This is a genomic window from Plantibacter sp. CFBP 13570, assembly GCF_014841395.1.
GTDB lineage: Bacteria > Actinomycetota > Actinomycetes > Actinomycetales > Microbacteriaceae > Plantibacter > Plantibacter auratus.
The window spans coordinates 35,311-48,519 of the sequence record NZ_JACYTW010000028.1; the positions used below are offsets into that span (position 1 = coordinate 35,311).

Below are 13,209 nucleotides of genomic sequence, written 5' to 3' on the forward strand. Positions count from 1 at the left end.
TCACAATTCAGGACGCCTCCGGCGAGCCGACCTCACCTCCACACCGGTTGCGGGCGGCTCGCCGTGGCGTTCCTGAATTGCGAACAGGACAGGACAGGCCGGGACCGGACGGGTCAGGCGCGCGGCGGCGTGCTCTCGCGGAGGAGGACCGTCGCGCCGACGGGCTCGGTCGTCGTGCTGTCCGTCGCCGGGTCGAGGGCAAGTCGCACCGCGTGCTCACCGACCGCCTCGAGCGGCACGGCGACCGTGGTGAGCGCCGGGGTGACGTCGCGGGAGGTCGCGATGTCGTCGTAGCCGGCGACCGCGAGGTCCTCGGGAAGGCGGAGTCCGGCCGCGCGGAACGCCGACATCGCCCCGATCGCCATCACGTCGTTGACGGCGAAGACCAGGTCGACGTCGTCGAGTCCCAGCTGCAGGAGCTCGGCGGCACCCTGGCGCCCGCCGTCGCGGGTGAACTCGGCCCGGACGATCCTCGACGGATGGATCGCGATGCCGTGCTCGGCCAAACCCTCCGCGAACCCGCTCACGCGCTCGCGGGAGGTGAGCAGGCGGTCGTCGCCGGCGATGACGGCGAAGCGACGGTACCCGGCACCGACGAGTTCCCGGGCCAGCTCGCGGGCACCGGTCGCGTTGCCGAGCTGCACCGTGGCGAACGGGAGCGTCCGCTGCGAGACGAGGACCACGCGCCCGCCTGTCGACTCGTAGGCCGCGAGCTCATCCGACAGCCGGTGCTCCGACGCGACCCCGTCCCAGCGACTGCCCGTCAGGATGATGGCACGTGGCCGCTGCCCGCGGAGCACCCGCACGAGTTCGAGTTCACGCTCGTGGTCGCGGTGCGTGACGGCCATGGTCGTGGCGATGCGCTGCTCGTCGGCCGCGCGGATGGCCCCGGCTGCGATGGACGAGAAGTAGGGGTCGGCGATGTCGCTGACGAGGAGCGAGATGGTCGACGACAGGCCCTTCGCGACCGCCTGGGCCGACAGGTTCGGCGTGTAGTTCAGCCGGAGCGCGGCGTCGAGGACCCGCCGACGGAACGTCTCGTTGACCGTCCGGGTGCTCCCGTTGAGCGCGCGCGACGCGGTGGCGAGGGAGACCCCCGCCTCACGGGCGACGTCGTGCAGCGTCGGTGGGACCGGCGTCGCCCGGTGCTCGTCGACCGACATGGCGCTCCTTCGTACTGGCGGCTGCTGAGACACACTCTGCCACAGGGCGGCCGCGGCGATCAGGGGTGGTGGATCGCGTCGTCGTCGTGGTCGAGGTGCGGGACGACCGTCGCCTGGAACGCGTCGACGGTGCGATCGACCACCTGCTGGAACGGGCTGTCCCAGATGTCCTGGTTGAAGAGCTCGACCTCGATGTCGCCCGTGTATCCCGCAGCCTCGACGGCACGGGTGAGCGAGCCGAAGTCGACGACGCCGTCGCCCGGATAGTGCCGGGAGAGGAGGACGTCAGCGGCGAGCGGCGTCGCCCAGTCGCACGCCTGGTAGCTGGAGATCCGACCGGTCGCACCCGCGCGGGCGATCTGCTCGAGCACCTGCGGGTCCCACCAGATGTGGAAGGTGTCGACGACCACCCCGACGGCCTCCGGAGCGAACTGCTCCGCGATGTCGAGGGCCTGACCGAGCGTCGAGACGACCGCGCGGTCCGAGGCGTACATCGGATGCAGCGGCTCGATGGCGAGCTGCACGCCGGACTCGAGCGCGTGGTCGGTGAGCTCACCGATCGCGTCGCGGACGAGTTCGCGAGCGCCGAGGAGGTCACGGGACTCGGCCGGGAGGCCGCCGACCACGAGGACGAGGGCCGGGGCGCCCAGGGCGGCGGCCTCGTCGATCGCGGTCCGGTTGTCGTCGATCGACGTCCGGCGAGTCGGACCCTCGGGCATGGTGAAGAAGCCACCACGGCACAGGCTCGAGACGCGCAGACCGCTGTCCGTGAGGAGGCTCGCCGAGGCGGCGATGCCGTACTCCTGCACGGGCTCGCGCCAGGCGCCGAAGCTCGTGACGCCGGCCGCGGTGACGGCCGCGACCGCCTCCGGGAGGGTGGCGTACTTGATCGTGGCCTGGTTGACCGAGAGTCGCGGATGCGGCGTGGTGCTACCGCTCGCCGGTCCCTGGCCTTGTCCCGCCGGTCCCTGAGCCTGTCCCGCCAGTCCCTGAGCCTGTCGAAGGGCGGTGGCGCTCATCGGGCTCCTCCCGCAGTGGTCAGCGCGCCGACGACGCCGGCCGTGCGCAGCAGGCCCGTCCAGCGCTCGGCGGCGAGCTCCGGATGTTCGAGCGCGCCGGCCGCGTCGGCCAGGCGCACGATCTCCGACAGGTGCGGCAGGCTCCGGGCCGCGTGCAAGCCGCCGACCATCGAGAACGCCGGCTGGTGGCCGTTCAACCAACTGAGGAAGGCGATGCCCGTCTTGTAGTAGTAGGTCGGTGCGGCGAAGATCTGCCGCGACAGGGCCTCGGTCGGTCGGAGGATCCGCTCGTAGGCGGCCGGGTCGCCGGCGTCGAGCGCTTGGATCGCGGCGGACGCGGCCGGAGCGATCGCGGTGAACGCTCCGAGCAGGGCGTCGGAGTGTCCGACCGCGTCGCCGGCGATGAGGTCGACGTAGTTGAAGTCGTCCCCGGTGAACATCGTCGTGCCGGCCGGGAGGCGACGTCGGACGGCGATCTCCGCGTCGGCGTCGAGGAGGCTCATCTTGACCCCGGCGACCTGGTCGACGTGGTCGGTCATGATGCGCAGCAGGGTGTCCGAGGCCTCGGCGACGTCGCTGGAGCCGAAGTACCCCTCGAGGCTCGGGTCGAACGCCGTGCCGAGCCAGTGCAGGACCACCGGCGACTGCGCGGCCGACAGGACCCGGTCGTAGACGCGACGGTAGTCGTCGGCGGACTGCGCCGCCCTCGCCAGGTGTCGGCTGGCCATGAGCACGGTCCCGGCGCCCGCGTCCTCGGCGAACGCGAGTTGTTCGAGGTAGGCGTCGGCGACCGCGTCGAGCGAGACGGTCTCGTCGGCGAGATGGTCGGTGTTGACGCCGACGACGAGCGCGCCGCCGACGGAGGCGGCCTCCGCGGCGCTCCGGGTGATCAGCTCGCGCGTGGCGGCGGTGTCGAGCCCCATGTTCCGCTGGGCGGTGTCCATCGCGTCCGCGACGCCGAGGCCGTACGACCACACGTGGTGGCGGTAGGCGAGCGTCGCGTCCCAGTCGAGCTCGGCGGGCGCGCCCGGCACGTTGTCGCCCCAGGCCGTCGGGACGACGTGTGCCGCGGCGTAGGCGGTGCGGCTCGTCAGGGGAGTAGTCGGGCGCTCGGCCACGACGGGCTCGCGGAGCTCCAGCGCGGTGACCGTGCCGTCGGTCGAGAGCAGCGGGATGGACGTCATCGTGCGACCGATGCCTCGAGCGACGCCAGCTCCTCGTCCGCGCCGGCGGTGTCGCCCGTGCTTCCGAGCGTCACCTCGGGCAGGTCGAGGCGGCGGCCGGTGCGCGAGCTCTCGAGGCCGAGCTCCGCGAGCAGGACGCCGCGCGCGCCGGCGAGGAGGTCGTACTCGTAGGGGCCGTCCTCGACGACGTGGCGGAGGAACTCCTCCCACTGCGTCTTGAAGCCGTTCTCGAACACGTCGTTCGTCGGCACGTCCTGCCAGTCGCCCGCGTAGTCGTGGTCGTCGGCGAGGTCGGGGTTCCACACCGGCTTCGGAGTGACGTTCCGCGGCTGCACCTTGCAACCGAAGAGACCGGCGACGGCGGAGCCATGCGTGCCGTCGACCTGGAACTGCACGAGCTCATCGCGGTCGACGCGGACCGTCCAGCTCGAGTTGAGCTGGGCGATCACGCCGCCCTCGAGCTCGAAGACCCCGTAGGCGGCGTCGTCGGCGGTGGCCGCGTAGGCCTCGCCCCGCTCGTCGAAGCGCTCCGGGATGTGCGTCGTCGCCTTCGCGTACACGGACTCGACCCGACCGAAGAGGTTCTCGAGCACGTAGCTCCAGTGCGGGAACATGTCGACGACGATGCCGCCGCCGTCCTCGGCGCGGTAGTTCCAGCTCGGGCGCTGCGCCGGCTGCCAGTCACCCTCGAACACCCAGTAGCCGAACTCGCCACGGACGGACAGGATCCGACCGAAGAAGCCCGAGTCGATCAGGCGCTTGAGCTTGCGCAGCCCCGGCAGGTAGAGCTTGTCGTGCACGACGCCGTTCTTCACACCGGCCTCGGCGGCGAGTCGTGCGAGCTCCAGCGCCTCCTCGAAGGACTCCGCCGTCGGCTTCTCCGTGTAGATGGTCTTGCCGGCGGCAATCGCCTTGCGCAGCGCAGTGGCGCGGGCCTTGGTGACGAGGAAGTCAGCGTAGATGTCCCAGCGAGGGTCGGCGAGGACCGCGTCGAGGTCGGTCGAGGTGTGCTCGATGCCGTGCCGAGCGGCGAGCTCGTCGAGGGTCACCTGGTTGCGGCCGACGAGGATCAACTCGATCTGGCGGCGGGTGCCGTCGGACAGCTGCACGCCGCCCTGCTCCTGGATGGCCAGCAGCGAGCGCACGAGGTGCTGCCGGTAGCCCATGCGCCCGGTGGCGCCGTTGACGATGATCCCGATGGTCTGCTCTGACACGGTGGCTCTTCCTCTGGTTCGTGTTCCGGTCCCGGCGGCCGCGGGCCATCCGGAAAGCGTTTACCGGGTCACTGTAGAACGGCGCGCGCGGTCAAGGCAAGCGTTCGAACCGATTCGGTCGCAGGTGATCACGGATCGGACACGGATGCGGATTGAATCGTTGCATCGTCCGACGGGGCCGTGATAGAACTTGATGCAGCTCAGCCGGGAAACGCTTTCCGGGAAGTCATCAACGACGATCGACAAGGAGGTCCGACGTGGTCCGTGCAACTCCAGGAGCGCCCAGGACGACACTCGCGAGGGGTGTTCGGTGAGCGCGCTCGGCGAGCTCCGCAAGCTCAGCGCCGGCAAACGCCCGCAGACGGCGGCCGAGAAGGCCTTCATCAAGAAGGACAACCGCCGCGACAACAAGGCCGCCTACCTGTTCCTCCTCCCGTGGCTCATCGGACTCGCCGTCATCACCGTCGGCCCGATGGTCGCCTCGCTCGCGCTGTCCTTCACGAAGTACAACCTGCTGCAGGCGCCCAAGTTCATCGGCCTCGACAACTTCATCCGCATGATGGGCGACGAGCGGCTCCACAACTCGCTCGGCGTCACCTTCGTATACGTCTTCGTGTCGGTGCCGCTCCAACTCGCCGCGGCCCTGGCGCTGGCCGCCCTGCTCGACCGCGGTCTCCGCGGCCTCGCGATCTACCGGTCCGTGTACTACCTGCCGTCGCTCCTCGGCTCCTCCGTCGCCATCGCGGTGCTGTGGAAGCAGGTGTTCGGCGGCGAAGGCCTCGTGAACCAGTTCATCGCGATCTTCGGGATCGAGGGCCGCAGCTGGATCGCCGACCCGTCGACCGCCCTCTCGACCCTCATCACGCTCAACGTGTGGACCTTCGGCGCACCGATGGTGATCTTCCTCGCCGGTCTCCGCCAGATCCCCGTCATGTACCACGAGGCGGCGCAGATGGACGGCGCGACGAAGTGGCAGCGCTTCACCAAGATCACCCTGCCGCTGCTCACCCCGATCATCTTCTTCAACCTCGTGCTGCAGATCATCCACGCGTTCCAGGCCTTCACGCAGGCCTTCATCGTGTCGGGCGGAACGGGCGGCCCGGCCGACTCGACGCTGTTCTACACGCTGTACCTCTACAACCGCGGCTTCTCGAACTTCGACATGGGCTACGCCTCGGCCATGGCCTGGTTCCTGCTCCTCATCATCGGAGTCTTCACCGCGATCAACTTCTGGGCCTCGAAATACTGGGTGAACTACGATGACTGACACGCTGACCACACGGTCCATCACGACGGACAGCAAGAACCGCAGTCGCGAGGCCAAGGAGGCCGAACGCCAGTACCGCCGCGCTCGTGGCTGGTCGCCCTGGAAGTCGGTCCTGAAGCACATCGGCCTCATCCTCGTCGGCTTCATCATGCTCTACCCGGTGATCTGGCTCGTCGTCTCCTCGCTCCGCCCGACGGAGGAGATCTTCCGGAACCCCGGCATCGTCCTCGACAGCTTCGAGGTGAGCAACTACAGCGAGGGCTGGAACACCCTTTCCGAGCCGTTCCACGTGTTCCTGCTGAACTCCGTGCTCATCGTCCTCGGGTGCATCGTCGGCAACCTCGTGTCCTGCTCGATGGCCGCCTACGCCTTCGCCCGGCTGAAGTTCAGCGGCAAGCGCTGGTGGTTCGCGGCGATGCTCATGACGCTCATGCTGCCGATCCACGTCATCATCGTGCCGCAGTACATCATGTTCTCCCAGCTCGGCTTCGTGAACACGTACCTGCCGCTGATCCTGCCGAAGATCCTCGCGACCGACGCGTTCTTCGTCTTCCTCATGGTGCAGTTCATCCGCGGCATCCCGAAGGAACTCGACGAGGCGGCACGCATCGACGGTTGCGGTCACGCCCGCATCTTCGGGGTCATCATCCTGCCGCTCATGGTGCCGGCGCTCGCGACGACCGCCATCTTCACCTTCATCTGGACCTGGAACGACTTCTTCAGTCAGCTCCTGTACCTGACGAAACCGGAGATGTACACGGTGCCGCTCGCCCTGCGGGCGTTCATGGACGCGCAATCCTCCACCTCATGGGGGCCGATGTTCGCCATGAGTGTCGTCTCGCTCCTGCCGATCTTCCTCGTCTTCCTGTTCGGTCAGCGGTTCCTGTTGAAGGGCATCGCGACGACCGGCGGCAAGTGAGGCCCGACCCACCGACCAGCACCACCGCAGCACCCGCACCAGACCACCAGCACCAGACCCAGCACCACCGGATCCAGCAGCTCCGGATCCGGATCGATCGATTCGAAAGGGAACAGCATGAGCATCAGCAAGCACGGCAGAGCCGCCGGCTTCATCGCGACGGGAGCCGTCGCAGCCCTCCTCCTCGCCGGCTGCAGCGCCGGGGGCGACGCCGCCACCGAACTGTCCGACGAGCCCGTCACCCTCCGCTTCACCTGGTGGGGCAACGACGCCCGCACGGCGGCCACCCAGGAGGTCATCGCGGCCTTCGAGAAGGAGTATCCGAACATCACCATCGAGCCGCAGTTCACGGACTGGGCCGGCTACTGGGACAAGCTCGCCACCGAGACGGCGGCGAACGACACCCCCGACATCATCCAGATGGACGAGAAGTACATCGCCACCTACGGCGACCGGGGCGCGCTCCTCGACCTCAACACGGTCACCGACCAGCTCGACCTCGGCGACTTCCCCAAGGAGACGCTGACGTCCGGCACGGTCAACGACTCGCTCTACGGCGTCCCCTCGGGCATCACGAGCTACTCCTTCGTCGTGAACCCCGACCTCCTCGCCTCGGCCGGCATCGAGATGCCCGACGACGAGACCTGGACGTGGGACGACTTCACCGAGCTGAGCGAGCAGGTCTCGGCAGCCGGCGGCGGATCGATCTACGGCTTCCAGCCCTTCGGCTTCGAGGACGGCGGCCTCAACAACTGGGCCCGTCAGCACGGCGACGAGCTGTACAACGACAAGGGCGAGGTGTCCATCAAGCCGGAGACCCTGTCCTCCTGGTGGACCTACCTCCTCGACCTCGTGAACGCGGGAGCGACGCCGTCGCCCTCCGCGATCATCGAGAAGCAGGCCGGTGGGCTCGCCGAGTCCTTCACCGCGACCAACTCGGCTGCGTTCGCCCCCTGGTGGAACAGCCAGCTGACGGCCCTGACCGAGGCGAGCGGTTCGCCGCTCGAGCTCCTGCGGGTGCCGACGGTGGACGGCGGCGCCGATGGTTCCGCGTACTACAAGCCGTCGATGTACTGGTCGGCGTCCGCCCGGACCGAGCACCCTGCCGAGGCGGCGCTGTTCATCGACTTCCTCGCCAACAGCGAGACCGCGGCCGACTCGCTCCTCACCGAGCGCGGCGTCCCGGCCAACACGAAGATCCGCGAGTACATCACGCCGAAGCTGGCGGAGACCGACCAGGCGGTCGTCGAGTTCCTCGACGGGCTCGCCGACGACATCGGTGAGCCGCCGACCGTCACGCCCGCCGGTGGCAGTGCGATCGAGGCGCTCGTGAAGCAGTACACCGAGCAGGTCCTCTTCGGGAAGAACACGCCCGACCAGGCCGCCGAAGGGTTCATCAAGGACCTCAAGGCCGCGGTCGCAGCCGGCTGACCCGCCACAGCCCCTCGACCGGCTCGGTGAACGACGTCCGTTCCCCGAGCCGGTCGACCGGCAGCTCCATCACCGCTTCATCCGAGGGGATCCCGTGACGACCGAACACCGCCCCCGTCCGACCGGTCTCGCGCTGACGCACGAGATCGGTTCGGCCATCACCGTCCACCTCGATGGGACCGACATCCTGCGGTACACCTACCGTCCGGACACGGTCCAGCGCGAGTCACCGAAGCCGTATCTCCACCCGGTGCGGACCGCCGGCGGAGCACTCGTCACCCTGGCCAGACCGCACGACCACGTCTGGCACACCGGTATCGCGTGGGCCCTCCCTCACGTCGGCGACGACAACTTCTGGGGCGGCCCGACCTTCACCGGGACCGCCTACGAACAACTCGCGAACAACGGCCGCTCCGAGCACGTCGCGGTCACGGACGTCCGTGCCGACCCGGGCGAGGTGCGGTTCGCGCACACGCTCGCCTGGATCACGGAGGACGGTCGGCACGTCGTCGACGAGGAGCGAGCGCTCACGGTGCGACCGGCCGCCGGCGACTGGACGCTGACCTTCGAGACCCGGATGCGCAACGTCTCCGGCCGGGACCTGTCCATCGGGTCGCCCACGACGAAGGGGCGGGAGAACGCCGGCTACGGCGGGCTCTTCTGGCGCGGCCCACGATCCTTCACCGGAGGCACCGTCCACACCCCTGACGGGAGCGGCGGCGAGGAACTCCGCGGCACCCGCCACGCGTGGATGGGGTTCACCGGCCTCCACGACGGAACGGCCGCGGCGTCGAGCATCGTCATCGTCGACGACGTGCGGAACCCGGCGCACCCGCCGCAATGGTTCGCGCGCACCGAGGAGTTCGCCGGTCTCTGTCCGGCCCCGTTCTTCAGCGAGGAGCTGCCGTTCGGCGCCGACGAGACCCTCGCGTTCCGCTACGCCGTCGTCGTCGCCGACGGTCCAGCCGGGGATGGCCGGGCCGCTGCGCTCGCCGCATCCGGTCGAGACGCGCTCGAACGGTCGCGTTCGGGCCGTGCCGACCACCACGACAGCGCGCCCATCACCACGCCCGCCGCACCGACCCGGAAGGACCCACACGCATGACCACGACCCGCGAACGCTACGCCCTCATCGGCACCGGACACCGCTCGCAGATGTACCTCGACGCCATCGTCGGCCCGCACGCCGACGTCGCCGAGCTCGTCGCCTGGAGCGACAGCAACCCCGGCCGGCTCGACCACTACGAGGCGGTCCTCGCCGAGCAGGGTGTCCCGCTGCCGGCTCGATACGGCCCGGACGACGTCGAGCGGCTCATCGCCGAGCAACGCGTCGACCGGGTGATCGTGACGACCCCGGACTTCACACACGCCGAGATCGTCTCGCGCGCGCTTCTCGCAGGCGCCGACGTCGTCGTCGAGAAGCCGCTCACCATCGACCGTGAGGGCGTCGAGCGCATCGCGGCGGCCGTCGCCGAGAGCGGCCGGAACGTCGTGACGACCTTCAACTACCGCTACAGCCCGCGCAACTCGGAGCTGCGCCGCATCGTGCAGGACGGTGGGATCGGCCGGGTGACGAGCGTGCACTTCGAGTGGGTGCTCGACACCGTGCACGGCGCCGACTACTTCCGTCGCTGGCACCGCGAGAAGGAGCACTCCGGCGGGCTCCTCATCCACAAGGCGTCGCACCACTTCGACCTCGTCAACTGGTGGATCGGGGCTCGGCCGGCCTCCGTCTACGCCACCGGAGGCCTCCGCTTCTACGGTGACGCCAACGCGGCCGAGCGTGGGCTCGCGGCGCGTCCGGGGCGTGGATCGATGCCGGACGACGCCGAGGCGGCGGCTCGTGGTCGCTCGACCGACCCGTTCGCCCTCGACCTGCGTGACGACCCGCGGCTCGAGTCGCTCTACCTGCGGGCCGAGCAGCACGACGGGTACCTGCGCGACCGCGACGTCTTCTCGCCCGGGATCGACATCGAGGACAACCTGTCCGTCCTCGTCGACTACGACGGCGGCGCCTCGCTCAGCTACTCCCTGAACGCCCACGCGCCGTGGGAGGGGTACCGCGTCGCCATCAATGGGACGGAGGGCAGGGTCGAGCTCGAGGTCGTGGAGCGCGCCGCCGTGCTCGTGGGGGCCGACGGGCGCGTCGTCCTCGACCCGAGCCTGAGCGGCGACGGCGAGACCGCGGACGGCGCCGCGTCCGTCGCGCCGGTGCGCTCGCGCGGGGAACGCCTCGTGCTGCAACGCCACTGGGAGGAGGCCCGCGAGATCGAGATCCCCGAGGGCGTCGGCGGACACGGCGGCGGCGACGCGTTCCTGCTGCGGCACCTCTTCGACCGCGTCACCGAGGACGAACTGGGACGGCCCGCCGGCTACGACGACGGCGTCCGGGCGATCTCGGTCGGCATCGCCGGGAACGAGTCGCTGCTGACCGGGCGTCCGGTCGCGACGATCGCGCCGTGAGCCGCGGCTCGGAGGCCGGCGCCGGCGCTGACTCGGACGTCCGGTCGACCCCGGCCACTGAGCCGGTGACCGAGCCCGCCCAGATCACCGAGTCTGTCCCGGCCGGTGAGACTGTTCCGGTCACCGAGACTGTTCCCGTCGCCGAGCTTGTTCCGGTCACCGAGCCTGTCGAGGTGCGGTCCCGGACAGGGTCGGTCCCGGCCCCGGAGGCTGCCTTGCGGGACGGTCCCGTATCGGTCGCCGGCCACGTCCCGGTCGTGGACCAGGTCCCGGTCACCGAGCCCGTCGAGGTGCGGTCCCGACCGGTCACACCTCCACCTGCGCGCGACCCCGATCTGCGGGCGCTCGCCGCTCGCTTCCGCGAGTCGATCCGGGGCGTCAGTAACGCAGACCGGTCGCTCGGCAGGACGCGCACGCGCCTCGCCGAGGTCCTCGGTGTCCTCCCCCGACCGGCGCAGCCCGAGCCGCCCGAGGAGCTCGGCAGCTGGACCCGCGACGGCGTCGACGGGGTCGAACTCCGCTGGTCGACCGGGTTCGGCGCGCCGACGTCGGCGTGGCTCCTGCGGCCGGCCGGCGAGACCGGCGTGCTCCCGGGTGCGCTGGCCCTGCATGACCACGGTGGGTTCACGCGCGTCGGGCGGGAGAAACTCGCGGACGGACCCGATGGTGTCCCTGCCACCTCGGCCGTCACGCGCGAGGAGTTGCAGGCGTTCCGCGACCGCTACTACGGAGGCCGCGCCGTCGCGTCCGACCTCGCGCGCGACGGGTTCGCCGTGCTCGTCCACGATGCGTTCGGGTGGGGCTCCCGTCGGATCCCGGACGAGGCCGTCGCCGAACGCTTCCATCGGACCGTCGACCTGCAGCTCGCCGGTCGTCGGGCCGCGTCGGTGCAGCGCGGGGAGGAGGCTACAGCGGTGTCGCCCGGGCAGCGGTCCGAGCTCCTCGCGGCGGCCAACGAGCCGCAGCTCGCGAAGGAGCTGGGCGTCCTGGGCACCTCGCTCGCCGGTCTCGTCCTCCGCGACGACCTCATCGCGCTCGACCAGCTGGCGGCCGCGCCCGGGGTCCGTTCCGGAGCCGTCGCGTGCTTCGGTCTCTCCGGTGGCGGTGCCCGGGCCGTTCTGCTCGCAGCCATGGACGACCGGATCCGTGCTGCCGGCGTGGTCGCGATGATGTCGACGTTCGACGGTGTGCTCGACGGGCACGCCGATCAGCACTCGTGGTCGTTCCTCTCACCGGGGCTGTCGCGGGTCGGTGACTGGCCGGAGCTCGCATCCCTGCGCCCCCGCTTGCCGCTGCTCGTCCAGTACGCCGAGCGCGACGAGCTCTTCGAGCCGGCGGGCATGCGTGAAGCGCACGCGATCCTCACGGAGCGGTACCGGGTCGGCGCCGAGCACTCGGCCTACACGGGCACCTTCCACGACGAACCGCACAGTTGGTCGGCACCGATGCAGGCCGGGCTGCGCGCTTGGCTCGCCGCCGCCCTCGCCTGACTCGCCCTGGTGCCGTCCCCAACTCAGGAGATGTCCGGTGTGTCGGGGCTGGGCTGGGGCGGCACGCCGGGGAAGTCCTGAGTTGGGGACGGCGGTCACGGTGTTCGCAATTCAGGATGGTTGCGGTGTGTTGGGGTCTGGAACGTGGCTGGGGTGGGTGGCGCGCCGGGTGCGTCCTGAGTTGTGAACGTGGGCGGTGGAGTGTCCCCAACTCAGGAGACGTTTGGTGTGTCGTACCCGGGCTGGAGCGGCGCGCCGGGGGAGTCCTGAGTTGGGGACGGTGGTCGCGGTGTTCGCAGTTCAGGACGGTTGCCGTGTGTCAGGCCCGGGGCGGGCGCTGGGGTGGGTGGCGCGCCGGGTGGGTCCTGAGTTGTGAACAGGGGTGGGTGTGGGCGGTGGGGTGTCCCCAACTCAGGAGACGTCCGGTGTGACGGGGTTGGGTTGGGGCGGCGCGCCGGAGGAGTCCTGAGTTGGGGACGGACCGGACGGCGGTCAGGCGCGGGCTGCGTCGGGGAGCTCGAGGACGCCGTCGACGCGGCGGGGGAGACGGAGCGGGTTCGCCTCGTGCAGAGCCTCGGGGAGCACACGCTCGGGTGCGTCCTGGTAGACGATCGGACGTTGGAAGCGGCGCACCGCCGACGCACCCACCGAGGTGTGGAGCGAGGTCGTCGCCGGCCACGGTCCGCCGTGGTGCTGCGCCCAGCCGACCGCGACACCCGTCGGCCAGCCACCGAAGAGCACCCGGCCGGCGATCGGCTCGAGCCGTGACACGAGACCGGTGACGTCCTCACCGGGCGCCGCGTGCACGGTCGCCGTGAGCGCGCCACCGACCTCGGCCAGGACCGCGTGCAGCTCGGCATCGTCGGCGACCTCGATGACGAGCGTCGCCGGCCCGAAGATCTCCTCGAGCAGGACGTCGGGCGCGTCGAGCACCGTCGCGGCGGTGGTCGCGAGGACGGTCGGAACGCCGGAATCCGCAGCCGCCGTCTCGCCGCCGAGGAGCGTCCGCACCCCGGGATGGCCGGCGGCGCGAGCGGTGCCCGCGGCATACGCCTCGGC

General features: G+C 70.4%; 10 protein-coding genes and 1 pseudogene. 6 read left to right on the plus strand and 5 right to left on the minus strand.

Going from position 1 to position 13,209, the window contains the following annotated elements; all coding sequences use genetic code 11:
- Positions 1–113 precede the first annotated feature (113 nt).
- From IFT89_RS11095 to IFT89_RS11110, 4 genes are read right to left on the minus strand one after another with little or no spacing between them, the layout of a single operon-like run.
- Complete coding sequence (locus IFT89_RS11095; RefSeq protein ID WP_085512707.1) at positions 114–1,163, minus strand: LacI family DNA-binding transcriptional regulator; 1,050 nt, start codon at positions 1,161–1,163, stop codon at positions 114–116.
- Positions 1,164–1,222: 59 nt separating this feature from the next.
- Positions 1,223–2,182 carry a sugar phosphate isomerase/epimerase family protein gene (locus IFT89_RS11100; protein ID WP_202938959.1) on the minus strand — a complete coding sequence of 320 codons (960 nt, stop codon included), beginning with the start codon at positions 2,180–2,182 and terminating at the stop codon, positions 1,223–1,225.
- Positions 2,179–3,366 (minus strand): dihydrodipicolinate synthase family protein, encoded by a 1,188-nt coding sequence (locus tag IFT89_RS11105; protein WP_202938960.1) that lies wholly within the window; start codon positions 3,364–3,366, stop codon positions 2,179–2,181. The genes IFT89_RS11100 and IFT89_RS11105 overlap by 4 nt, the downstream gene beginning before the upstream one ends.
- On the minus strand, positions 3,363–4,532 hold the full coding sequence (locus IFT89_RS11110; RefSeq protein ID WP_138947197.1) for a Gfo/Idh/MocA family protein: 1,170 nt from the start codon (positions 4,530–4,532) through the stop codon (positions 3,363–3,365). Before IFT89_RS11110 ends, IFT89_RS11105 begins: the two co-directional genes overlap by 4 nt.
- A 358-nt stretch (positions 4,533–4,890) precedes the next feature.
- Here IFT89_RS11110 and IFT89_RS11115 point away from each other — a divergent pair, with 358 nt between their 5' ends.
- The 6 genes from IFT89_RS11115 (at position 4,891) to IFT89_RS11140 (ending at position 12,150) form a co-directional block, all read left to right on the plus strand.
- The gene (locus IFT89_RS11115) at positions 4,891–5,847 is read left to right on the plus strand and encodes a carbohydrate ABC transporter permease (RefSeq protein WP_079706748.1); all 957 of its coding nucleotides are present in this window, start codon (positions 4,891–4,893) and stop codon (positions 5,845–5,847) included.
- Positions 5,840–6,766 carry a carbohydrate ABC transporter permease gene (locus IFT89_RS11120; RefSeq protein WP_079706749.1) on the plus strand — a complete coding sequence of 309 codons (927 nt, stop codon included), beginning with the start codon at positions 5,840–5,842 and terminating at the stop codon, positions 6,764–6,766. The genes IFT89_RS11115 and IFT89_RS11120 overlap by 8 nt, the downstream gene beginning before the upstream one ends.
- A 117-nt stretch (positions 6,767–6,883) precedes the next feature.
- Complete coding sequence (locus tag IFT89_RS11125) at positions 6,884–8,197, plus strand: ABC transporter substrate-binding protein (protein WP_124767322.1); 1,314 nt, start codon at positions 6,884–6,886, stop codon at positions 8,195–8,197.
- Positions 8,198–8,291: 94 nt separating this feature from the next.
- Positions 8,292–9,302: a PmoA family protein gene (locus IFT89_RS11130; RefSeq protein WP_137243867.1), complete on the plus strand. Its 1,011-nt coding sequence runs from the start codon at positions 8,292–8,294 to the stop codon at positions 9,300–9,302.
- Positions 9,299–10,660 (plus strand): Gfo/Idh/MocA family protein, encoded by a 1,362-nt coding sequence (locus IFT89_RS11135; protein WP_202938961.1) that lies wholly within the window; start codon positions 9,299–9,301, stop codon positions 10,658–10,660. The genes IFT89_RS11130 and IFT89_RS11135 overlap by 4 nt, the downstream gene beginning before the upstream one ends.
- Positions 10,661–10,875: 215 nt before the next feature.
- The gene (locus IFT89_RS11140) at positions 10,876–12,150 is read left to right on the plus strand and encodes an acetylesterase (protein ID WP_202938962.1); all 1,275 of its coding nucleotides are present in this window, start codon (positions 10,876–10,878) and stop codon (positions 12,148–12,150) included.
- 492 nt (positions 12,151–12,642) lie between these two features.
- On the opposite strand, the pseudogene IFT89_RS11145 reads toward IFT89_RS11140, so the two are convergent.
- Positions 12,643–13,209, minus strand: a pseudogene (locus IFT89_RS11145) (aldehyde dehydrogenase family protein); the annotation flags it as partial.